This window comes from Sphingopyxis sp. (genome assembly GCF_035944815.1).
In the GTDB taxonomy this organism is placed as follows: domain Bacteria; phylum Pseudomonadota; class Alphaproteobacteria; order Sphingomonadales; family Sphingomonadaceae; genus Sphingopyxis.
In genome coordinates this window covers 577,020-598,030 of record NZ_DASZAU010000002.1, presented here as the reverse complement: position 1 = coordinate 598,030, position 21,011 = coordinate 577,020, and the positions used below count along the sequence as shown (strand labels likewise).

General features: G+C 65.9%; 21 protein-coding genes and 1 tRNA gene. 13 read left to right on the top strand and 9 right to left on the bottom strand.

Annotation, left to right across the window (positions count from 1 at the left end):
* Window positions 1-4: 4 nt before the first annotated feature.
* Window positions 5-1,087 (top strand): ionic transporter y4hA, encoded by a 1,083-nt coding sequence (locus tag VGU00_RS03890; RefSeq protein ID WP_327465673.1) that lies wholly within the window; start codon window positions 5-7, stop codon window positions 1,085-1,087.
* A 79-nt stretch (window positions 1,088-1,166) separates the two neighbouring features.
* Here the strand turns inward: VGU00_RS03890 and VGU00_RS03885 are convergent, their stop codons facing one another.
* Window positions 1,167-2,303, bottom strand: a complete 1,137-nt coding sequence (locus VGU00_RS03885; RefSeq protein WP_327465671.1) for a beta-ketoacyl-ACP synthase III — start codon at window positions 2,301-2,303, stop codon at window positions 1,167-1,169.
* A 191-nt stretch (window positions 2,304-2,494) separates the two neighbouring features.
* Between VGU00_RS03885 and VGU00_RS03880 the strand changes: the two genes are divergently transcribed.
* Window positions 2,495-3,046 (top strand): hypothetical protein, encoded by a 552-nt coding sequence (locus VGU00_RS03880; RefSeq protein WP_327465668.1) that lies wholly within the window; start codon window positions 2,495-2,497, stop codon window positions 3,044-3,046.
* Between the two features lie 36 nt (window positions 3,047-3,082).
* On the opposite strand, the gene VGU00_RS03875 is transcribed toward VGU00_RS03880, so the two are convergent.
* Both VGU00_RS03875 and VGU00_RS03870 read right to left on the bottom strand, forming a co-directional pair.
* On the bottom strand, window positions 3,083-3,850 hold the full coding sequence (locus tag VGU00_RS03875; protein ID WP_327465666.1) for a sulfite exporter TauE/SafE family protein: 768 nt from the start codon (window positions 3,848-3,850) through the stop codon (window positions 3,083-3,085).
* A 120-nt stretch (window positions 3,851-3,970) separates the two neighbouring features.
* Window positions 3,971-4,867, bottom strand: coding sequence for a LysR family transcriptional regulator (locus VGU00_RS03870; RefSeq protein WP_327465664.1), 897 nt, complete (start codon window positions 4,865-4,867; stop codon window positions 3,971-3,973).
* A 114-nt stretch (window positions 4,868-4,981) separates the two neighbouring features.
* Between VGU00_RS03870 and VGU00_RS03865 the strand changes: the two genes are divergently transcribed.
* From VGU00_RS03865 to trmB, 5 genes are all read left to right on the top strand, one after another.
* Window positions 4,982-5,317 carry a hypothetical protein gene (locus VGU00_RS03865; protein ID WP_327465662.1) on the top strand — a complete coding sequence of 112 codons (336 nt, stop codon included), beginning with the start codon at window positions 4,982-4,984 and terminating at the stop codon, window positions 5,315-5,317.
* A gap of 157 nt (window positions 5,318-5,474) precedes the next feature.
* A complete protein-coding gene (lnt, locus tag VGU00_RS03860; protein ID WP_327465660.1) occupies window positions 5,475-7,292 on the top strand; it encodes an apolipoprotein N-acyltransferase in 1,818 nt (605 codons plus the stop codon).
* Between the two features lie 53 nt (window positions 7,293-7,345).
* Window positions 7,346-8,566: a methionine adenosyltransferase gene (gene metK, locus VGU00_RS03855; RefSeq protein ID WP_327465658.1), complete on the top strand. Its 1,221-nt coding sequence runs from the start codon at window positions 7,346-7,348 to the stop codon at window positions 8,564-8,566.
* Between the two features lie 68 nt (window positions 8,567-8,634).
* A complete protein-coding gene (locus VGU00_RS03850; protein WP_327465656.1) occupies window positions 8,635-9,696 on the top strand; it encodes a hypothetical protein in 1,062 nt (353 codons plus the stop codon).
* 41 nt (window positions 9,697-9,737) lie between these two features.
* Window positions 9,738-10,451, top strand: a complete 714-nt coding sequence (gene trmB, locus VGU00_RS03845) for a tRNA (guanine(46)-N(7))-methyltransferase TrmB (protein ID WP_327465654.1) — start codon at window positions 9,738-9,740, stop codon at window positions 10,449-10,451.
* A gap of 47 nt (window positions 10,452-10,498) precedes the next feature.
* On the opposite strand, the gene VGU00_RS03840 is transcribed toward trmB, so the two are convergent.
* On the bottom strand, window positions 10,499-11,386 hold the full coding sequence (locus VGU00_RS03840; protein WP_327465652.1) for a DMT family transporter: 888 nt from the start codon (window positions 11,384-11,386) through the stop codon (window positions 10,499-10,501).
* A gap of 249 nt (window positions 11,387-11,635) precedes the next feature.
* On the opposite strand from VGU00_RS03840, the gene VGU00_RS03835 reads away from it, so the two are divergent.
* The 4 genes from VGU00_RS03835 to VGU00_RS03820 all read left to right on the top strand — a co-directional run bounded on the left by VGU00_RS03835 (window position 11,636) and on the right by VGU00_RS03820 (window position 15,797).
* Entirely contained in the window at window positions 11,636-12,799 is a 1,164-nt protein-coding gene (locus VGU00_RS03835; protein ID WP_327465783.1) for an aminotransferase class I/II-fold pyridoxal phosphate-dependent enzyme, read from the top strand.
* 390 nt (window positions 12,800-13,189) lie between these two features.
* Window positions 13,190-14,173 carry an aliphatic sulfonate ABC transporter substrate-binding protein gene (locus VGU00_RS03830; RefSeq protein ID WP_327465650.1) on the top strand — a complete coding sequence of 328 codons (984 nt, stop codon included), beginning with the start codon at window positions 13,190-13,192 and terminating at the stop codon, window positions 14,171-14,173.
* Window positions 14,170-15,015, top strand: a complete 846-nt coding sequence (locus VGU00_RS03825) for an ABC transporter permease (RefSeq protein WP_327465648.1) — start codon at window positions 14,170-14,172, stop codon at window positions 15,013-15,015. Before VGU00_RS03830 ends, VGU00_RS03825 begins: the two co-directional genes overlap by 4 nt.
* A gap of 11 nt (window positions 15,016-15,026) precedes the next feature.
* Complete coding sequence (locus VGU00_RS03820) at window positions 15,027-15,797, top strand: ABC transporter ATP-binding protein (RefSeq protein ID WP_327465646.1); 771 nt, start codon at window positions 15,027-15,029, stop codon at window positions 15,795-15,797.
* Here VGU00_RS03820 and VGU00_RS03815 read toward each other — a convergent pair.
* Together VGU00_RS03815 and VGU00_RS03810 are read right to left on the bottom strand one after the other, a co-directional pair.
* A complete protein-coding gene (locus VGU00_RS03815; RefSeq protein ID WP_327465644.1) occupies window positions 15,794-16,969 on the bottom strand; it encodes an aminotransferase in 1,176 nt (391 codons plus the stop codon). The genes VGU00_RS03820 and VGU00_RS03815 overlap by 4 nt on opposite strands.
* Window positions 16,970-16,988: 19 nt before the next feature.
* The gene (locus tag VGU00_RS03810; protein ID WP_327465642.1) at window positions 16,989-17,453 is read right to left on the bottom strand and encodes an Lrp/AsnC family transcriptional regulator; all 465 of its coding nucleotides are present in this window, start codon (window positions 17,451-17,453) and stop codon (window positions 16,989-16,991) included.
* A gap of 127 nt (window positions 17,454-17,580) precedes the next feature.
* Here VGU00_RS03810 and VGU00_RS03805 point away from each other — a divergent pair, with 127 nt between their 5' ends.
* On the top strand, window positions 17,581-18,633 hold the full coding sequence (locus VGU00_RS03805; protein ID WP_327465640.1) for a Leu/Phe/Val dehydrogenase: 1,053 nt from the start codon (window positions 17,581-17,583) through the stop codon (window positions 18,631-18,633).
* Window positions 18,633-18,869: a hypothetical protein gene (locus tag VGU00_RS03800; protein ID WP_327465638.1), complete on the top strand. Its 237-nt coding sequence runs from the start codon at window positions 18,633-18,635 to the stop codon at window positions 18,867-18,869. The genes VGU00_RS03805 and VGU00_RS03800 overlap by 1 nt, the downstream gene beginning before the upstream one ends.
* Before the next feature lie 80 nt (window positions 18,870-18,949).
* Here VGU00_RS03800 and VGU00_RS03795 read toward each other — a convergent pair.
* From VGU00_RS03795 to moaA, 3 genes are all read right to left on the bottom strand, one after another.
* A tRNA-Asn gene (locus VGU00_RS03795) sits at window positions 18,950-19,024 on the bottom strand.
* Window positions 19,025-19,123: 99 nt separating this feature from the next.
* The gene (locus VGU00_RS03790; RefSeq protein WP_093509056.1) at window positions 19,124-19,894 is read right to left on the bottom strand and encodes an NAD kinase; all 771 of its coding nucleotides are present in this window, start codon (window positions 19,892-19,894) and stop codon (window positions 19,124-19,126) included.
* 44 nt (window positions 19,895-19,938) lie between these two features.
* On the bottom strand, window positions 19,939-20,961 hold the full coding sequence (gene moaA, locus VGU00_RS03785; RefSeq protein WP_414713493.1) for a GTP 3',8-cyclase MoaA: 1,023 nt from the start codon (window positions 20,959-20,961) through the stop codon (window positions 19,939-19,941).
* Window positions 20,962-21,011: the final 50 nt, after the last annotated feature.

Sequence of the window (21,011 nt, the reverse complement as noted above, 5' to 3'; positions counted from 1 at the left end):
TCCGATGACCTCCAAACTCCGTCTCGCCGACCGCACCAACGACCTTTTTCCCATCCTCGGCTTTGTCGCCGCGATGGCGAGCCTTGCCATGCCGCTCAATCCCTGGGTGGTCACGGTCATCCTGATGGGCGCGGTTGTCGCGGCGGTTCACCATGCCGAGGTCATCGCGCACCGCGTCGGCGAGCCCTTCGGCACGCTGATCCTCGCGCTCGCGGTGACGGTGATCGAGGTCGGGCTGATCCTGACGCTGATGCAGGCCGAACCCGAAAAGGCGCAGACGCTGGCGCGCGATACGGTGTTCGCCGCCGTGATGGTGATCCTGAACCTCCTGATGGGCCTCTGCCTGCTCAGCGGGGCGATCCGCCACCACGAGCAGCGCTTCCAGCGCACCGGCATCGGCGCGGCACTCGCGACGCTCACGGTTTTGACCGTCGTCACGCTCGTCCTCCCCAATTTCACGTCGAGCGTGCCGGGGCCCTTCTATTCCTCGACCCAATTGGGTTTCGTCGCGGTCGTGTCGCTGATCCTCTATGGCACTTTTGCGCTTGTCCAGACCGTCCGCCACCGCGACTATTTCCTTCCCGAGGGCGAGGCGCATGACGAGCCCGACGCGCATGCCGCGCCGCCGAGCATCCAGCGCACCGCCATCTCGGGCGCGCTGCTGCTCGCCAGCCTGTTCGCGGTCGTGCTGCTCGCCAAGAATCTCTCGCCCGTGATGGGCGCGCTGCTTGCGGACTGGGGCGCGCCGCCTGCGGTGCTCGGCGTGCTCATCGCCGCGCTCATCCTCGCGCCCGAAGGTCTTGCGGCGGTGCGCGCCGCGAAGGCCGACCGTCTCCAGACCAGCCTCAACCTTGCATTGGGCTCAGCGCTCGCGACGATCGGGCTCACGATCCCGGCGGTCGCGATCCTGTCGATCATGACCGATATGCCCATCAGCCTCGGGCTCGACGCCAAATCGGCGGTGCTGCTGTTCCTGTCGCTGATCGTCGCGTCGCAGACGCTGGCGAACGGGCGGACGACGGTCTTGCAGGGCGTGATCCACCTGATGCTGTTCGCGATCTACCTGTTCACGACCTTCGTACCGTAGCCGTCGTCCCCGCGAAGGCGGGGCCGCTAGCCACCTTGCGCTACGCCCACAGCGGCCCCCGCCTTCGCGGGGGCGACGGCTACGTCTTGCGGACGAACACCGTTCCCGCCGAATAACCCGCGCCGAACGAACAGATCAGCCCGGTGTCGCCCGCCACCATATCCTCATGATTCAGGTGGAAGGCGATGATCGACCCTGCGCTCGACGTGTTGCCATAGGTGTCGAGCACCGTCGGGCTCTCGTCCTCGCTCGCCTCATGCCCCAGCACGCGCTGCGCGATCAGGCGGTTCATGTTGGTGTTCGCCTGATGCAGCCAGAGGCGGCGCATGTCGCTGCCTTCCAGCTTCAGTTGCTCCATCTGCTCGACGATCAGGTTCGCGACCCACGGCACGACTTCCTTGAAGACCTTGCGGCCCTCCTGCACGAACAGCTTGTCGCTCTTCGGTCCCGACTGGTCGATCCCGCCATGGCCGCGGTTGAGGAAGCCGAAATTGTTGCGGATATTGTTGCTGAACTGGGTCTTGAGCTTGGTGCCGAGGATGTCCCAATGCCCCGCTGGCGCGATATCCTTGTCCTCGACGAGGATCGCGGTCGCCACGTCGCCGAAGATGAAGTGGCTGTCGCGGTCGCGCCAGTTCAAATGCCCCGAACAGATTTCGGGGTTCACGACGAGCACGCTCTTCGCATGCCCCGCGCGGATATAGTCGGCGGCGGTCTGGATGCCGAAGGTCGCCGACGAGCAGGCGACATTCATGTCGAACCCGAAGCCGTCGATGCCGAGCGCGTCCTGGATCTCGACCGCCATCGCGGGGTAGGGGCGCTGCATGTTCGACGCGGCGCAGAGCACGGCGTCGACCTGCGACGCATCGCGTCCGGCGCGCGCAAGCGCATCCCTTGCCGCCGCAACGCCGATCTCTGCGAGGATCGAGATTTCGTCATTGCCGCGATCGGCAATGCGTGGCGCCATATGCTCGGGGTCGAGAATGCCTGCCTTGTCGACGACGAAGCGCGACCCGATCCCGCTTGCCTTTTCGATAAATTCGACACTGGAGTCAGTCAGTTCGGCGATTTCGCCCGCCGCGATCGCCGCTGCATTTTCCCTATTGTGCAGCGCAACATACGCGTTAAAACTGGCAACAAGTTCTTCGTTGGAGATGCGTTCGGCGGGGGTAAAGAGGCCGGTTGCGGAAATGACCGGCTGCGGTGAATGCGACATGGTGGCTCTCATGTGTCTTACAGTTTCAAGACACGCTGATTAGGCTCCGTCGCGGCGCCGCGCAACGCCCCACAGCTTGCTGAACAATCGCCGACGTCATGGTTAACCCGCCACTAACCATTTTGGTGGCAGACTGTTTGATGCAGGCCTCCGGGGGGATGGCTCCCCGGGCGCCGTGCGGGAGCATGACCATGGCGACGCGTTCAGGACCGGCCGCAGGCGACCTGTCTATCTCGGAAATCAAGGAATTCGCGGGCTTCCCGGCCGCGACGCAGCGGTACATCCGCCGCTCGCTCGATATCGGGCTCGAACGCGACGACGCGATCGCGCGCTGGTCGCGCGATATGGTCGAGGAAACCGCGATCCGCGTTCAGGCGCGCGTCTATCAGCGCCTGCACGATATCCGCGAGCATATCCCCGATGACAGCGGTCTCGACGCGCTCGAACATTTCATGGCGCCGCTGATCGCCGTGTCGGCCTTCGACCTTGGGCAGGACCGGCTGCACGCGTTCGCGCCCTATCGCTTCCTCTACGAACGATTGCTCGGTGCCCATGCGCGGCCTTGGCTGCCCGGCGCCTTCTGCGCCGCGGCATCGCTGCCGCACCTCCACCCCGACAAGCGCAAGATCCTGCTCCAGTCGATCAGCGAAGCCGCGGCGACCGCCCCCGGCTGGTCGGCGCGCGAGCCGAGCTTCTTTCCCGAATGGGTCGACAAGATCGACGAAACCAAACCCGCGAACTGACAGGCGAGGGCGGCGCCTGCCCCGGCACCGCCCGCGTCAGAGAAGCGCGCGGTACAGGCCGAAGGCGCTCGTCGCGGTCAGCACGATCCCGACCATCACCAGCATCAGCTTGGGCGAGAAGCGCTTGGCCATCATCGCACCGATCGGCGCGGCGACGACGCCGCCGATGATCAGGCCGAGCGTCGGGCCGAGGATTTCCTCGAAGCCGAGGTTTGCGATAAAGGCGATCGACACCGCTACCGCGAGGAAGAATTCGACACTGTTCACCGTGCCGACGACCTTGCGCGGTTCGCCGCCCTGGACGAGCAGGTTCGAGGTCACGACCGGCCCCCAGCCGCCGCCGCCGGCGGCGTCGAGAAAGCCGCCGACGACCGCGAGCGGCCCGACCACCTTGGGCTTTGCGATCTTGGGCGGATAGAGCAGGCCGCGAACAAGCAGCCATATGCCGATCAGCACCAGATAACCGAGCACGAAGGGCTTCACGACATCGGCGTGGAGCGACGTGAGGACATAAGCGCCGAGCACGCCGCCGATGACACCCGGGATCAGCAGGCGCCAGAACAGCGGCCAGTCGATGTTGCGATGGAATAGATGGCTGAGCCCCGACGCGCCGGTCGTGAAGATTTCGACGACATGGATGCGCGCCGATGCGGTCGCGGGGGGCACGCCCAGCACTGCGACGAGCAGGGTGTTGCAGATGACGCCAAAGGCCATGCCGAGCGCGCCGTCGACGAGCTGCGCGGCAAAACCGATCAGGACGAACGGCAGGAGTGCGGTGAAGTCGATGGCCGCAAGTTCAGTCATATGTCATCCCAACCCTTTTAATTGAGAACCTGCTGCCGGGATTCCCCGCCACGCGCCAGCCCAATTTTTCTGCTGGCGGCAAAGGGATTTGTTTATGCGCCCGATCGAACCGCCACCGCGTCAGCCGGTGACGTCGTCGGGAAGGTAATCGCGCACATAATCGATGAAGGCGCGCAGTTTTGGCATCACCTGCTTGCGGCTGGGATAATAGAGGAAAAGCCCCGAGGTCGAGCAGGCGAAATCGGACAGCACCAGTTCGAGCTGGCCCAACGCCACCAGCGCCTTGACTACCGGTTCGGCGGTCATGCCCATCGCGACCCCGGCGTGCACGGCGACCATCATCGCCGTGAAGTCGTTGACGATCACCGGGCCCGTCACCGCGACCTCGATCTCGCGATTTCCCTTTTCGAAGGTCCAGGGCATCAGCGCGCCGCTCCCCATGCGCATCCGCACGCAGCGATGGCTCCGCAGCTCGTCGGGGCTTTGCGGGCGCCCGTGCTTTTCCAGATAGCCGGGCGTCGCGACGGCGACGAAGCGGAAGGGGCCCGTCAGCCGCACGGCGATCACGTCGGCGTCGAGCGATTCGCCCATCCGGACCCCGGCGTCGAACCCGCCGGCGCTGAGGTCGGCCAGCGCGTCCTCGGCATAGATTTCCAGTTCGATCTCGGGATAGGTTTCGCAAAAGCCCGCGATGATCGGCTCGAACAGCGGCTGGACCGCGCCGCGCATCAGGTTGATACGCAGCCGTCCCGCGGGCCGGTTGCCGAGATTGCGTGCGGCTTCATAGGCGTCGCCCAGCCCGGCATAGGCGGGCGCCGCGCGCTCGAGGAACATCTCGCCCGCCTGCGTCAGCCCGACGCTGCGTGTTGTCCGCATGAACAAGGGCGAGCCGACGCGGGCTTCGAGGCCTTTGATTGTCTGGCTGATCGCTGAGGGGGAGACGCCGAGGTCGGCGGCGGCGGCGGAAAAGCTCCGCCTTTCCGCGACACGCAGGAAAGCTTCGATCCCGTCGAGCACCCCATGGGGGATTGTTAAATCCTGCTTCAAGGCACTTGCAGATTATAGAGGATTATCTAAGTGCGCAAGCGCGCCTATAAAGGTTGCACAACGAAACGAAAGGAAACCTCTCCCATGTCCTATCAGCTCTCCTCTTTCCGCCGCTTTCCGACCGCCTTCGCCATCGTCGCCGCTTCGGGCCTCGCCTTCGCCGGCCTGATGGCTTCGACCACCCCGGCTTACGCCCAGTCGGCCAGCGACTATCGCTGCTCGGGCCTCGCCGAACAGGCACATGTTGCCGCGGCCGGTGCCGAAGCGGGCAAGCAGGCCAGCGCGAAGCGCTTTGTTTCGACCGGCAAGAAGCTGTGCGAAGCGGGCAACGAACGCGCCGCCGCCAAGCAGTTCCGCGCCGCGCTGAAGATCGCCGGCGTCGCCGAAGTCGAAACCGACAGCCAGATGGCGTCGCGCTAAGACAGACTGACTACCAATCTCCGGACCGTCTCTCCCTCTCCCCGACGGATCCACTAACTGGGGCGGCACCTGAACGGGCCGCCCCTCTTATTTTGCGCTCATGCCAATCGCGCAAGGCCGATTGTCGCCACGCCGCCGCGCGGCTAAGACCTCGCGCGTGACCGCGCCTCTTTCCCGCATCGCCGCTTTCGCCCTTCGCTGGCCCAAGCTCAGCGCCCTGTTGCTGGGTGCCGTCTCCGCAACCGGATTTGCGCCTTTTCACCTTTGGCCGCTGACTTTGCTCGCGTTCGGCGGATGGATGATGCTCTCTGCGCGCGCGACACGCAGCGCCGGAGCGTTCGGGATCGGCTGGGCCTTCGGCGTCGGCCATTTCACGGTCGGGCTCAACTGGATTGCGACGGCCTTTACCTATCAGGCCGCCATGCCCGCCTGGCTGGGCTGGATCGCGGTCGTGTTGCTGGCGCTCTATCTTGCAGTCTATCCGGCGATGACCGCGTGGTTCGCGTGGACGCTGCGGCTGCTCGGCGGACCTGCGAATCCGCTAAAGAAGGCGCCGGGAACGCTGCGACGAATACCCTTCGTCCCTGTTACCCTGTCCTATGCCCTGAGCTTCGCCGCTTTCTGGGCGATCACCGAATGGTTGCGATCGTGGATATTCACGGGCTTTGCGTGGAATCCGCTTTCGGCAATCACGATGGCCGGAAATTTGAGCGGTATCCTCGGCAAGGAATATCTCCAGTTCATCGGCACTTATGGCGTCAGCGGCGTCGTGATATTGTGGTCGGGGCTGATCGCTGTCGGGATCGGCGAACATTTCATCCTGCGTTCGTTCAAGAGGCGCGGGATCGACGACCCCCGCCTGAAGGATGAGCTTTACGGCGCGCCCCTCAAGGATTTCGACACGGTCGGCTTTGCGGCGCTGCTCGGCATCCTGTTCATTGGCGGCACCGTGATGCTTGTCGCGGGCTTCGGAGCGGGTCGGTCGGACGTTCATCCGGCCCGCGCTTCGGCCCCGCAAATCACAGTCGTCCAGCCGAACGTCGGCCAGCAGGACAAGTGGGTCGGCGAAAAGGCCGATGCGAACTTCGCCAAGCTCGCGCGGCTGACGACCTCGGACGATCCGAGGCCGCGGCTGATCCTGTGGCCCGAGGCGGCGGTCCCCGACTATCTCGAGACCGGCTATCCCGCCGTCTATTACGACCGCTCGCCCGCCGAGGCGCGCGCGCGGCTGATCGAGCTGATGAACCCCGATGACCTGATGCTGCTTGGCGCGCTGAAGCTGGAGGTCGACAAGACGGGCGACATCGTCGGCGCGCGCAATGCCGTGATGACCGTCCATTCGGACGGTTCGCTCGGCCCGCGCTACGACAAATCGCACCTCGTTCCCTATGGCGAATATCTGCCGATGCGCCCGATATTGTCGGCGATCGGCCTGTCGCGTCTTGCGCCCGGCGATATCGATTTCTGGCCGGGGCCGGGGCCGCGGACGCTGGCGCTTCCCGAAGTTCGCGAACCGTCGCTTCCGGCCAACGCGAGCGCCGCCGAAAAGTCTCTGCGCGAGATGGTTTCGCTGGGACGCCCCGCGCTGAATGTCGGGCTGCAAATCTGTTACGAGATCATCTTTTCGGGCCAGGTCGTCGATCGCGCCCATCGTCCCGACTTCATCTTCAACCCCTCGAACGACGCCTGGTTCGGCGCGTGGGGACCGCCGCAACATCTGGCGCAGGCACAGCTGCGTGCGATCGAGGAGGGGCTTCCAGTTGTCCGCGCAACGCCGACGGGAATCAGCGCGGTGATCGATGCCGACGGACACATCCTCCGCTCGCTTCCTATGCACAGCGCCGGGCGGATCGACATGACGCTCCCGCCCGCGCACGCGCCCACCCTCTTCGCGCGTTTCGGGAACGCGCTGCCGGTCGCATTCGGCCTGCTGCTGCTCGCGCTCGCCATTGCAAACCGGCGGCGCGGGCGCTAACAGCACCCGCGACATAAAGTTTCCTTTATATTCGATCCCAAAAGAAGGTCCCCATGCGCAACAGCTTCCTCTTCACCTCCGAAAGCGTGTCCGAAGGACATCCCGACAAGGTGTCGGACCAGATCAGCGATTCGATCGTCGACCTGTTCCTGTCGAAGGATCCCGAGGCGCGCGTCGCGTGCGAAACGCTGACCACGACGCAACTCGTCGTGCTGGCCGGCGAAATCCGTTGCAAGGGCGTGTTCGAGAATGACGAATGGGCGCCGGGCGCGCTCGAGGAAATCGAAGCGACGGTTCGCAACACGGTGCGCGAAATCGGTTACGAACAGGACGGTTTCCACTGGAAGACCTTCCGTTTCGAAAACAATCTGCACGGCCAGTCGGCGCATATCGCGCAGGGCGTCGACGAAAGCGGCGACAAGGACGAAGGCGCCGGCGACCAGGGCATCATGTTCGGCTATGCGTCGGACGAGACCCCCGACCTGATGCCCGCGACGCTCGATTACAGCCACAAGATCCTCGAGCGCATGGCGGCCGACCGCAAGGCGGGCACCGCGCCCTTCCTCGAGCCCGACACCAAGAGCCAGGTCACGCTGCGTTATGCCAACGAACGCCCGGTCGAGGCGACCGCGATCGTCGTGTCGACGCAGCATGCGCCGGGCTATTTCTTCCACAATGGCGAGGGTGACGAAGCCAAATATACCGAGCTGCGCAAATATGTGCTCGGCGTGATCGCCGACGTGCTCCCGGCCGAGCTGCTCACCGCGAACACCGTCTATCACATCAACCCCACGGGTCGTTTCGAAATCGGGGGCCCCGACGGCGACGCGGGTCTGACCGGACGCAAGATCATCGTCGACACCTATGGCGGCGCCAGCCCGCACGGCGGCGGCGCGTTCAGCGGCAAGGACCCGACCAAGGTCGACCGTTCGGCGGCCTATATCACGCGCTATCTCGCCAAGAATATCGTCGCCGCGGGTCTCGCGCGCCGCTGCACGATCCAGCTCTCCTACGCGATCGGCGTTGCCGAGCCGCTGTCGATCTATGTCGACCTGCACGGCACGGGCACTGTCGAGGAAAGCCGTATCGAAGCCGCGATCCCGCAGCTCGTGCGCCTGACGCCGAAGGGCATCCGCACCCACCTCGGCCTCAACAAGCCGATCTACAAGCAGACCGCAGCCTACGGCCATTTCGGCCGCACCGCCGAAGGCGACGCTTTCCCTTGGGAACGCACCGACCTCGTCGACAAGCTGAAGGCCGCGCTCGCCGCCTGACGCCGCCGGGCAACTTGAAATCGTCACCCCGATCTGACAGTCAGACTGCCGGATCGGGGAGGCGGGATATGGCAAGATTTTCTGTTTTTGGCGTTTTTTCGGCGCTCGTGCTTGCGACGACCACCCCTGCTTGGGCGCAGGGCGAGCTTGCGGTCGAGGCCGGCAAACCATGGACCCACAAGCATAGCGGCATCGCCGTTCCCGCGACGCTCGGCGGCAATGCGCTGACCGCGGCGCGAACCTATGCGCCCCACGAACTCGACCTCGGCCTCAGCTTCGAACCCGACGACGCGCGCGACTTTCTGTCCTTCTATATTTTTCGCAACACCAATGGTGGCGTCCCCGTCTGGATGGCGCAGGCGCAATGGTCGATCGAAAATCGAGGAATATTCCAGGGCGCAAAGCTCGCCATCGCACCCGAAGCTTTCACGCCGCCGGGTCAAGGTACGGCAAGCGGCCTCAAGACCGTCTATGCGACGACCGCCGACCAAGGCTATTCGAGCACGGGCATCGCGCTCCTTCCGGTCGGTGACTGGTATGTGAAGCTGCGCGCAACCTCGCGCGACAAGAGCCCGGCCGAACTGGCGCGGGCGATGGACGGCTGGCTCGCCGAAATCGTCTGGCCGAAAGATGTGGAAGCGGCGCCCGCGGCGCTGCCCGTGACGGCTTGCACCGACACGTTGACGTTCAGGGGCAAGTCGAAGGATGCGTCCGGCGACGCGATTCAGGACGCGCTCACCGCGGCGATCACATCCGCGGCAGCCGGAGAAGGAAAACGCCAACCGGTACAGGTGCAATGGTGCCGGGACAGCGGACTCGACGGGAACAAGGCGGCCTATCGTGCCGGCGGCGCCAGCGATGCCTATCTGCTCGCCGCCGGTGACAATGGCATCGGCATATGGGTCGGGCCGTCGGTCGGCGGTCTCCTGACGGGCGCCAAGGGCAAGGGCGAGCGCTTCGGCGTAACCCTCCATATGGCGGCGCAGGATCTCAACTTCGCGTCGCAAGACCGGCTGCCCTCGCCGCAGCGCGCGATGGAAATCGTCAACGCGGGCCGCGTCCGTGCGACCGTCGCTACATGGGGGGACAAGCGCCAGATTCAGATCGACAGCGGTGCGAAAGCGAAATAGCGCCCTTTCGCCCGCGGCCCGGCCGCGCTAACGCGCGCGCCATGACTGCACATAAACCCGGCGACCCGACCACGCTCAACCGCCTCTATGGCCGCTCCAAGGGCAAGCCCCTGCGCGCGGGCCAGCAAGATCTGGTCGACACGCTGTTGCCGCAGATCGCGGTGCCGGCCGAGGGCGACGTGACTGCGGAGCGCCTGTTCGGGCAGGAGTGCTCGCTCCATTTCGAAATCGGTTTCGGCGGCGGCGAACATATGGCGGGGCGCGCCGACATGCTGCCCGATCATGGCTTCATCGGCGCCGAACCCTTCATCAACGGTGTCGCACAGGCACTGGTCCATGTCGCGGGCGATCATGGCGCGAGCTTGCCGCTCGGCAATGTCCGCATTCACCATGGCGATGCGCTCGAAGTGCTACGGCGGATTCCCGATGGCGCGCTCTCCTTCGCCTATCTGCTCCACCCCGACCCCTGGCCCAAGGCACGCCACGCGAAGCGGCGGATGATGAACGACGGGCCGCTCGACCTGATCGCGGCGAAGCTGAAGCCCGGCGGCGAGTTCCGTTTCGGGACCGATCATCCCGTCTATCTGCAGCACGCGCTGATGGTGATGCGCCGCCACCGGCACCAGTTCGAATGGCAGGCGAAGGATGCGCGCGATTTCGAGGTCCGCCCCGGCGGCTGGCCCGAGACGCGCTATGAGGCCAAGGCGCGCGCGCAGGGCCATGAAGTCTGGTATTTCCGGTACCGCCGCAAATAGTCCGGCGAAGTCGAACGGCTCCTCGGGAGCCCAGCCTTCGCCGTCCGCTATCGAATTTCGCGCTCGACGAGCAATTCGGTCGCGGGCTTTCGCCGCAACGCGACGATCAGCACGCCCAGCATCGCGAGCGCGGCGCCGGCGCCCATGCGCAGGTCGAAATGATCATGGGTGATCAGCACGCCGAGACCGATCGTCCCCAGCGGCGTCATCAAGGTGAGCGGGGCGATCAGATTGGCCTCGTACCGGCCGATCAGATAATAATAGATCGAGTGTGCGCCGATCGACACGACGATCGCCGTGAACAGGACCGCAGCGATGAAGGGCCATCCCGCCGCCGCGGCCGCAGTCCACTGGCCGCCTTCCAGCAGGAACGACATCAGCCCCAGCACGCTTGCCGAGATAAGCCCGACCCAAGCCTGAAAGCGAAACGGCTTCACCCCGTCGACCTGCTTCATCAGCACGGCGCCTGCCGCGCCCGCGAAGGCGCTCGCGGCGACGAACCACAGCCCCGACGACAGCGACACGCCGTGCGGCCCCCAGCTCACGATCAGCACCCCGGCGAGGGTCAGCGCGATGCCGAGCCCGCGGCGCCAGTGAATGCGCTCGCCGAGCAGCAGGATCGACAGCAGGACCGTGAAGGGTACGCCGAGTTGCAGGATGATCGCCGCCGCTGACGGCGAGGTCGTGCGCAGTCCGACGAACAGCAGGGCAAAGCTCCCGCCGCCGAGGGTCAGCGCGATCGCGACGATCCGCCAGGCGGGGCGCGGCATCGGCAGCAGCCAGGGCAGCATCAGGAGCGCGACGACGCTGAAGCGCAAGGTGACGTAGAAAAGCGGCGGAATCGCCCAATGGGTGACGATGATCTTGCTGAGCACATTGTTGAAGGCCCAGATCAGGCACACGGCAGCGAGCAGCAGAAAGTCCCGGATGCGCATAGTCGGACCTAGGCTGACTTGAACGCCGTGGTCGGCCGGGGATCGGGTTCGCTGCGCATCGCGGGCCCTCCTAACAAGCCGGCGACCGCGTTGCACCCCGATTATCGACCCAGGGTCAGGACAGAGCGGAATTGCGGCAAGGGCGTTGTCGCCGTCGCGCGAGCCTGTATGACCGTCGGCTTCGGTCCGCGAACGCCCGACAGGCGCCGGCGCGACATATGTGGCGATATTGGAGTGGAGCAGCTTTTCATGCCGGTCGAGATCGATCCCTTTCATGCCATCGCGATCAGCCGTCTCGCGCATCGGATGCGCGCCGACGGGCAGTCGGTGATCCATATGGAGTTCGGCCAGCCTTCGACCGGCGCCCCGGCAGCGGCGATCGCGGCCGCGCATCGCATCCTCGACAGCGATGGCATGGGCTATTGGGAGAGCCCGGCGCTGAAGGCGCGCATCGCCGCGCATTATGACGAAGCCTATGGAGTCGCCGTCGATCCCGAACAGGTCATCCTGACCTGCGGCGCCTCGCCCGCGCTGGTGCTCGCGCTGTCCTGCCTCTTTGCGCCCGGCGCGCGTGTCGCGCTCGCACGCCCCGGCTATGTCGCCTATCGCAATACGCTGAAGGCGCTCCATCTCGAGCCGGTCGAACTCGCGTGCGGCGAAGCCGAGCGGTTCCAGATCACCGCTGATGCGATCGAGCGACTGGAGCCGGCGCCCGACGGGCTGATCGTCGCGAGCCCGGCCAACCCCACGGGCACGATCATCGCGCCGGACGAATTGCGCAGGCTCGCCGAGGTCTGCAAGCGCCGCGGCATCGCGCTCGTCTCGGACGAAATCTATCATGGGCTGAGCTATACGCTCCCCACCGAGACCCTGTTGAAGCACGCGCCCGATGCGCTGGTCGTCAACAGCTTCTCCAAATATTTCAGCATGGCGGGCTGGCGCCTCGGGTGGCTGATCGTTCCCGAAAGCCTGATCGACGCCGCGCGGGCGCGGATGGGCAATCTGTTCCTGACGCCGCCCTCGCTCGCCCAGCATGCCGGGCTGATCGCGTTCGACTGCCGCGATGAACTCGAAGGCCATATCCGCAGCTATGCGCGCAATCGCGAGCTCCTGCTGGAAGCGCTGCCGAAAATGGGGCTGCGGCGGATCGCGCCGCCCGACGGGGCTTTCTATATCTACGCCGACGTCGGCCATCTGACGGGCGACAGCCTATCCTTCTGCGAAGCGCTGCTGCGCGATACGGGTGTGGCCGTGGCGCCCGGGCTGGATTTCGATCCGGTCGACGGGAAAGGCTTCATACGCATCAGTTTCGCCGTCTCCACCGATCTGGTCGAAGAGGCGATCCGGCGCATCGGCCCCTGGCTGGCCGCGAGGGCATCATCGGCGGCGACAGCCGTTGCTGCCCCGGCATGACGCCTGACTTTCGCGCGTCCGCCATCGGCCGCGAATAGCGACCGGCCGGCGGAACCGAGCGACGCTTTGCCGCCTGAAAGCGAAACTAGGCTTGACGATTACAACTCTACCAATCAAGTTGAATTATCCGGCCTGATCCCGACCGGTGTCCTGTTTTCGGGATTCGCGGCTTTTGACCGGGAAGCAGCTTGCTCCGCGTTACCAACGGCTAAAGCGCGCGATGCTCAGGCGACAGCGCCAGGTATCGTGTTCCCCTCTGTGACGAGGTGATACGATGCACTTGCCCCTTCCTCCTTCCTGACGAAGCCGACGATGCGGCCCATGCCGCATCCGCCCGATCTCCGTCCCGCCGCCGCGCGCCGTACTTTTGCGCGCCCCGAAGGATTCTCCATGACACGCCCATTTGCTCCGCTGCGCGCGCTCGTCGCCGGCGCCCTGTTCGCCCTGTCCGCCTGCGGCACCGCCCCCGATGACTGTACGACGATCCGGATCGGCGACCAGCTCCACGCGCTCAAATCGTCGCTCGACGTATCGGGCGAAGGCCAGCCCACCGATTACAAGATCGAATGGGCCAATTTCGTCGGCGGGCCGCCGATCATCGCGGCGCAGACCGGCGGCTCGCTCGACGTCGGCTGGATGGCCGAAACGCCGCTGATCTTTGCGCAGGCAGCGGGCAGCCCGGTGAAGGTGGTCGCGGTGAGCAAGACCGTCGACGGCGGCGGTTCGCCCTATGCGCTCGTCGTCAAACCCGATTCGCCGATCCGCAGCATCGCCGACCTCAAGGGCAAGTCGGTGTCGTTCATGAAGGGCACGGTGCTCCATTATTTCGTCGCGCGGCTGCTCGACAAACAAGGCCTGTCGCTGAAAGACATCAAGCCGGTGCAGGCAACGGGTTTCGGCACCGGCTTGCTCGACAAGGGATCGGCCGACGCGATCACGATTGGCGAACCCTATCTGACGCAGGCGCTCGACGCCGGAAAGGTCCGCGTGCTCGCGAGCGGGGCGCCGCCCAACACGCCGGGCTTTTTCTATCTCGTCGCGTCCGACGCCGCGCTCGCCGATCCGGTGAAAGCGAAGGCGATCGGTGACCTTGTCGCACGCGCGGCACGGGCGACGCGCTGGCAGCGCGAGAACCCGGTCAAGGCCGCACCCGCGCTCGCCAAACGCTATAATGTCGACGCAAAGATCGCCGAAAAGATCGTCCAGCGCACACCCTATAGCTATGCCCCGATCGGCGATGCGATCATCGCAGCGCACCAAGACGAGGCTGATCTGTTCTTCAAGGAAGGGCTGATCCGCAAGAAACTCGACGCATCGCAGATCTTCGACAAGCGTTACGACGGCATCGTCGCGACGCAGGAGGCGGCGAAGTGAACGCGCCGACGCCGATTGCGCTTGCGGGCGACCCCGGCCGGCTCGTCCAGCCGGTCGTCCGCAAGGCGGGAAACCGGTCCGAACGCTTCTCCTTCGCGCGCCGCGCGACCGGACCGCTGATCATCGTCGCGCTGTGGGCGATCTCGACGAGCGCGGGGTGGATCGATCCGTCGATCCTTCCCTCGCCCGCCGGGCTCGTCGCCGGGTGGCAGCAACTCTGGACCGAACAGGCGCTCGCGTCGCAGATCGCCACGTCGCTGACGCGCGCACTCGTCGGCGGTGCGGTCGGCATCGTCTTCGGACTGGTCCTCGGGACGATCGCAGGCCTGTCGAAACTCGGTGAGGAATTGTTCGACGCGCTGCTCCAGATGCTGCGCACCATACCCTTCCTCGCGCTCGTCCCGCTGTTCATCGTCTGGTTCGGGATCGGCGAGGCGCCGAAACTACTGCTTATTGCACTCGCGACGATGTTCCCGATGTATCTCAACACCTATGCCGGGGTGCGCAACGTCGACCGCAAGGTGATCGAGGCGATGCGCAGCTTCGGGCTGGGCGGCCGCCGCCTGATCCTCGAGGTCGTGCTGCCGCTTGCGCTGCCGCAGATTTTCACCGGGCTGCGCTTCGCGCTCGGCGTCTCGGTGCTCGTGCTGATCGCCGCCGAACAGATCAACGCCTCGGCGGGGCTGGGTTACCTGCTCAACAGCGCGCAAATGTACCAGCAGGTCGACGTCATCCTGATCTGTATCGCCACCTACGCCGTGCTCGGCCTCAGCGCCGACCTGATCGTCCGCTCGCTCGAACGGCTGTTCATGCCGTGGCGCGCGGGTGTCGCCATCCGATAGGAGATTTATCGATGACCGCCGTCCTTTCGATCGACTTCGCCGCCGCCGAGCGCGTCGCCGCGCCTGATTTCTCGCACCGCCCCGTCGCGGTCGAGGTCCGCGACGTCAGCCGCAATTTCACCGGCACCAATGTTCTCGACCGCCTGAACCTGACGATCCACAGCGGCGAATTCGTTGCGCTGCTCGGCGCGTCGGGCAGCGGCAAGACGACGCTGCTGCGCATCCTCGCGGGCCTCGACGCCCCCGACGGCGGCGAAGCGTGGGTGCCCGGGGCGCGCACCGTGGTGTTCCAGGAACCGCGCCTCGTCCAGTCGAAGAGCGTGTGGAAGAATGTCGTGATCGGCCTCACCGGCAAGGATGCGTCGCGCGAACGCGCCGAGGCGGCGCTTGCCGAGGTCGGGCTGGGCCATCGGACCGATGCCTGGCCTGCGACACTCTCGGGCGGCGAGGCGCAGCGCGCCGCGCTCGCGCGCGCGCTGGTACGCGAGCCGCGCCTGCTGCTGCTCGACGAGCCTTTTGCCGCGCTCGACGCGCTGACGCGGCTCAAGATGCAGCGGCTGATCGGCGAGCTGTGCCAGGCGCACGGCCCCGCCACTCTGCTCGTCACGCATGACGTCGAGGAGGCGATCCTGCTCGCCGACCGCATCCTCGTGCTGAGGGAAGGGCGGATCGGGTACGATACGCGCGTCCGCCTGCCGCACCCGCGCCGCGCCGGCGGCGAAGCCTTCGATGCGCTGCGCGACACACTGCTCGCCGAACTCGGCGTCCCGCAGGCGGACTAGACCGCTTCCGTTTTAAGCTGATCGCGGAAGCGGGCAAGGCGTTCGACCGCGGCATCGAGCAGTGCATGGTCCTTGGTGAAGCAGAGCCGCAGGATATGGCGCGGCCCGTCGCCTTCGAACAGCGCCGACACCGGGATCGAGGCGACACCCGCCTCGCGCACCGCGCGTTCGCTGAAACTCCGGTCGTCGATCGCGACGCCCGACGCGACAAGGTCGACGCACAGGAACCAGGTCGCGGCGCCCGGCAGGACGACGAAACCCGCGCGTTCTAGACCGTGCGCCAGATGGTCGCGCGCGCCCGCCCAGACCGCGCGCTGCGCCGCGAACCAGTCGTCGGGGCGCCCCAGCCCCTCGGCGACCGCCCATTGCAGCGCCGGCGGGGTGGTGAAGGTCAGGAACTGGTGCGCGCGGCCGATCGCGCGCGCGAGGTCGGGCGAGGCGCAGAGCCAGCCGGTCTTCCATCCCGTGAGCCCGAAAATCTTGCCCGCCGAGCCGATCTTGACCGTCCGCTCCGCCATTCCCGGCTGCGACCAGAGCGAGCGGTGGGGCGCGCTGTCGAAGCGGACATCTTCCCACACCTCGTCGCAGATTGCGATCAGGTCGTGGCGGCGGCAGGCGTCGGCGATCAGCGCGCGTTCGGCGTCGCTCGCGACCTTGCCCGCGGGATTGAGCGGGTCGTTGAACATCAACAGGCGCGTGCGCGGCGTGATCGCCCGCGCGATCGCCTCCGCATCATATCGCCAGTCGGGCGGGCTGAGATGGACCGACACCGGCGTCCCGCCCGCACGGCGGATCATCGGCGCATAGCTGTCATAGGCGGGCTGGAAGAGGATGACCTCGTCGCCCGGGCCGACGAGCGCGAGCAGGGCGGCTGCGAGCGCTTCGGTCGCGCCCGAGGTTACGATCACCTGGTCGCGCGACAGGTCCAGCCCCTGCCGCCGGGCATAATATTGGCAGATGGCGTCGCGCAGCTCGACCAGCCCGAACGCCGGCGGATATTGGTTCGACCGTTCGGCGAGCGCGCGCGCCGCGGCGTCGATCATGTCGGGCGACGGCGGCGCGTCGGGAAAACCCTGCCCGAGGTTGATCGCATCATGCGCCCGCGCGAGCCCCGACATATGTTCGAAGATCGTCGGCGCCATCGCGTCGTAAATGGGATGAATGCGGCTCATTCGCGCTCCTCTGGACCTGCTAGCCAAGCGGCAGTTCGGTCGTCGCCTTGATTTCGGACAGCGCGACGGTCGAGTTGATTTCCTGCACCCCCGGCAATTTGCTCAGCTGGTCGAAAAAGAAGCTTTCATAGGCGTCGATGTCCTTCGCGACGATCCGCAGCATGAAGTCGGTCGTTCCCATCAGCACATAGGCGTCGAGCACTTCGGGGAAACCGCGGATCGCGGCGCTGAACTCGTCCAGATTGGCGCGGCCGTGCGCGTTGAGCTTCACCTGCGCGAAGACATGGGCGTTCAGCCCGACCTTGCGCCGGTCGACGATCGCGACGCGTTTGCGAATGAACCCCTCGCGTTCGAGCCGGTCGATCCGCCGCCAGCAGGGCGACACCGACAGCCCGACGCGCTCGGCAATCTCGGCCGTCGTCTGATTCGCGTCGCGTTGCAATTCGCGGAGGATTTTTATCTCGAATGGATCAAGATCGGTCATCTGATCCCCATATTATAAATTAGGAGAACAGATAATCCCCAAAATGCTCCCGATCGGCCGAAATCGGGGCAAGATCGTCCTGCGGTTCGATGCGATCATGCCCGCCTCATCCAAAGGAGTGTGTTTCATGGTTGTCCGTCTTGCCCGCTTGGCCCCGCCGCTCGAATGCGTGCGCCTTTACGATCTCGAAGCGGGGCTCGACGGCTTTATCGCGATTCACTCGACGGCGCTCGGGCCGGGGGCGGGCGGTTGCCGTTTCTGGTCCTATCCCGACATGCGCCACGCGCTCGGCGATGCGATGCGGCTGGCCGAGGGCATGAGCTACAAGAACGCGCTCGCCGGCCTGCCGCTCGGCGGCGCCAAGGCGGTGCTGCGGCGTCCCGAGGGCGAGTTCGACCGCGTCGCGCTGTTCCGCGCCTTTGGCCGCGCGGTCGAAAATCTCGGCGGGCTTTATGTGACCGCCGAAGATGTCGGGACATCGGTCGCCGATATGCAAGAGGTTGCCAGCGTCTCGCGCCACGTCGCGGGCTTGCCGACCGTCGAGGGCCGCGCCGGCGGCGATCCGTCGCCATGGACCGCGAAGGGCGTGTTCGATTCGATGCGCGTCGCCGCCGACTTCGCGCTGGGCCGCGACCTCAAGGGGCTCACCGTAGCGGTGCAGGGCACGGGCAATGTCGGTGCCGATCTTTGCCGCCGTCTCGCCGATGCCGGTGCGCATCTGGTGATCGCCGACCCCGATCCGGCGCGCCGCGACCGCCTCAGCGCGATCCTCGGCGCCGAAGTCGTCGACATCGACGAAATCGCAGCGGTCGAGGCCGACATCTTCGCGCCGTGCGCGCTCGGCGGCGCGCTGAGCCATGAAACGGTCGGCAAGCTCAGGGCAAAGCTGGTTTGCGGCGCCGCGAACAACCAACTCGCCAGCCCCGACGTCGCGGCGCTGCTGGTCGAACGCGGTATCGCCTATGCTCCCGACTATGTCGTCAATGCGGGCGGTATCATCAATGTGTCGGCCGAATATCTGGGCGAAAGCGAAGCCGATGTCGAAGCGCGCGTCGCCGCGATCGGCCCGCGCGTCGGGGCATTGCTCGAACGCGCGGCGCGCGAAGGGCGCTCGCCCGCCGTCGTCGCCGACGAAATGGCCGAAGCCGTGATCGCCGGTGCCGAGCGGGTCGCCGCCTGATGCACCGTTTCCGGATCGACGCGATCCTCGACCCGCACTCCTTGCCGCGCGTCGCGGGATTTTTCGCGCAGCGCGCGATCACGCCCTCGGCGATGGCGATGCGGGTCGAGCGCGGCATGATGCGGATCGAGGTGACCGTCGACGGGCTCGGCGCGGCGCAGGCGGCGACGATCGCGGCCAAGCTGCACGAAGCGGTGACGGTGATCGGCGCCGAACTTTACGACATGGCGGCGTGACCGCCCGAACATCGGAGCGCCGGGGCAAATCAGCCAAGCCGGAGCGTCTTGGCGCAATCGCGACTATGTCTGGAAAGAAGTGGCTCCCCGGGTAGGATTCGAACCTACGACCGATCGATTAACAGTCGATTGCTCTACCGCTGAGCTACCGAGGAACAGTCCGCCGTGGCGGGCAAGGCGGCCCCTTTGCCGCCGCGCGGAGCATTTTGCAAGAGGGTATCGGCACAATTTGTTGCGGCCCCGGCCCGCTCACCTCAAACGATAAATTGTTCCATCGCGATGCGTTCGTCCAATCCCTGATCGGGATCGAACAGCAAAGTCAGCGGCCGGCTGCGGTCCGTGGTGACCAATACCGTCTTCACGTCACGGATTTCGCGCTGGTCGGCGACGGCGCTGACGGGGCGTTTGGCCGCCTCGCGGACATTGAAGCGGATGCTCGTCGATTCGGGGACGAGCGCGCCGCGCCAGCGCCGCGGGCGGAAGGGGCTGATCGGCGTCAGCGCGAGCATTTCGGATTCGAGCGGCAGGATCGGGCCGTTGGCGCTGAGGTTATAGGCGGTCGATCCGGCGGGCGTCGACACGAGCACGCCGTCGCACGCCAGTTCCTCGAGCATCGTCTTTTCGTTGATCATCACTTCGAGCTTTGCCGCCTGCCGCGTTTCGCGCAGCAGCGAAATCTCGTTGATCGCGGGCAATATGTGCCGCTCGCCGCTGATCGTCGTGATGTCGCCCGACAGCGGATGGATCAGGAACGGCCGCGCCGCCGCCAGCCGGTCGATCAGCCCTTCGACGCGAAACTCGTTCATCAGGAAGCCGATCGTGCCGCGGTTCATCCCGAACACGGGCAGGCTGCGCCGCTGGTCGAGCAACTGATGCAGCATGTGCAGGAGGAAGCCGTCGCCGCCGAGCGCGATCAGCAGGTCGGCCTCGGCCAAGTCGACGAAATCGTAGAGCGGGCGCAGTTCCGCCTCGGCCTCCATGGCGGCGGGCGCGTTCGATGCGACAAGCGCGATCTTGCGATGCATATTGGTCCGGTTCCCCCCGTGCCTGCAAATAACGGGATGGCCTGTCAGCCGCCCGTTGCACTCATATGACGCGCGACCGCCGGTGTGGACTTTCGTTCGATGTGAAAGTCATGCGCGCGCGGTTTGCCAGCCAAAGCGGCATCAATCAAGCCGTCGACATCGCCGCCGTCGCGCAGCGCCGCGCGCAGGTCGACATGGTCGTCCTGCCCAAGGCACATATAGACGCGCCCCTCGACGGTCAGGCGGATGCGATTGCAGGTCGCGCAGAAATTGTCGCTGAGCGGCGTGATCAGCCCGAGCGTCACCGGGCTGTCCTCGACCGCGAAATAGCGCGCGGGGCCGCCGGTGCGTTTTTCGACCGGGTAGATCGCGCGCGCTTCGCGCAGCGGCGCGATGAAATGGTGGAGCGGGATATAATGGTCGCTGCGATCCGCCTCGACCTCGCCCAGCGGCATGGTTTCGATGAGCGTCAGGTCGCAGCCCGTCGCGGCGCAATAGTCGAGCATGGGCAAGAGCTGGTCTTCGTTGAGCCCGGCGAGCGCGACCATGTTGATCTTGACCGCCAGCCCCGCACCGCGCGCCGCATCGATCCCCGCGAGCGCGACGGCGAGATCGCCGACGCGCGTGATATGGCGAAAGGCGGCGGCGTCGAGCGTGTCGAGGCTGACGTTGATGCGTCGCACCCCTGCCGCGGCCAGCATCGGCGCATGTTCGGCGAGCCGCATCGCATTGGTGGTGAGCGTGAGTTCGTCGAGGCCGTGCCCGATCAGCGCGCCGAGGCGCGCGGCGAGTAGGTCGATCCCGCGCCGCACCAGCGGCTCGCCGCCGGTCAGGCGGATCCGCCGGATACCGCGCGCAACGAAGCGCTCGGCAAGTTCGCCCATTTCCTCTATGCTGAGCACCGCCGATTTGGGCAGGAAGGTCATGTCTTCGGCCATACAATATCGGCAGCGCAGGTCGCAGCGATCGGTGACCGACAGGCGCAAATAGCTGATTTGCCGGCCAATGCCGTCGATCAGGGGGGCCGTCGATGCGGCATGTTGGGATAATGTGGCAGCCACGCCTATATTGTGGTGCAAAAGGGAAGCGCTTGGCAAGCAAAGCCTGATAGAGGGAC

Excerpts from the sequence above, each read along its gene's own strand:
- VGU00_RS03890 (WP_327465673.1), top strand. The coding sequence starts at position 5 with ATGACCTCCAAACTCCGTCTCGCCGACCGCACCAACGACCTTTTTCCC.
- VGU00_RS03885 (WP_327465671.1), bottom strand. The coding sequence starts at position 2,303 with ATGTCGCATTCACCGCAGCCGGTCATTTCCGCAACCGGCCTCTTTACC.
- VGU00_RS03880 (WP_327465668.1), top strand. The coding sequence starts at position 2,495 with ATGGCGACGCGTTCAGGACCGGCCGCAGGCGACCTGTCTATCTCGGAA.
- VGU00_RS03875 (WP_327465666.1), bottom strand. The coding sequence starts at position 3,850 with ATGACTGAACTTGCGGCCATCGACTTCACCGCACTCCTGCCGTTCGTC.
- VGU00_RS03865 (WP_327465662.1), top strand. The coding sequence starts at position 4,982 with ATGTCCTATCAGCTCTCCTCTTTCCGCCGCTTTCCGACCGCCTTCGCC.
- metK (WP_327465658.1), top strand. The coding sequence starts at position 7,346 with ATGCGCAACAGCTTCCTCTTCACCTCCGAAAGCGTGTCCGAAGGACAT.
- VGU00_RS03850 (WP_327465656.1), top strand. The coding sequence starts at position 8,635 with ATGGCAAGATTTTCTGTTTTTGGCGTTTTTTCGGCGCTCGTGCTTGCG.
- trmB (WP_327465654.1), top strand. The coding sequence starts at position 9,738 with ATGACTGCACATAAACCCGGCGACCCGACCACGCTCAACCGCCTCTAT.
- VGU00_RS03840 (WP_327465652.1), bottom strand. The coding sequence starts at position 11,386 with ATGCGCATCCGGGACTTTCTGCTGCTCGCTGCCGTGTGCCTGATCTGG.
- VGU00_RS03835 (WP_327465783.1), top strand. The coding sequence starts at position 11,636 with ATGCCGGTCGAGATCGATCCCTTTCATGCCATCGCGATCAGCCGTCTC.
- VGU00_RS03830 (WP_327465650.1), top strand. The coding sequence starts at position 13,190 with ATGACACGCCCATTTGCTCCGCTGCGCGCGCTCGTCGCCGGCGCCCTG.
- VGU00_RS03820 (WP_327465646.1), top strand. The coding sequence starts at position 15,027 with ATGACCGCCGTCCTTTCGATCGACTTCGCCGCCGCCGAGCGCGTCGCC.
- VGU00_RS03815 (WP_327465644.1), bottom strand. The coding sequence starts at position 16,969 with ATGAGCCGCATTCATCCCATTTACGACGCGATGGCGCCGACGATCTTC.
- VGU00_RS03810 (WP_327465642.1), bottom strand. The coding sequence starts at position 17,453 with ATGACCGATCTTGATCCATTCGAGATAAAAATCCTCCGCGAATTGCAA.
- VGU00_RS03805 (WP_327465640.1), top strand. The coding sequence starts at position 17,581 with ATGGTTGTCCGTCTTGCCCGCTTGGCCCCGCCGCTCGAATGCGTGCGC.
- VGU00_RS03800 (WP_327465638.1), top strand. The coding sequence starts at position 18,633 with ATGCACCGTTTCCGGATCGACGCGATCCTCGACCCGCACTCCTTGCCG.
- VGU00_RS03790 (WP_093509056.1), bottom strand. The coding sequence starts at position 19,894 with ATGCATCGCAAGATCGCGCTTGTCGCATCGAACGCGCCCGCCGCCATG.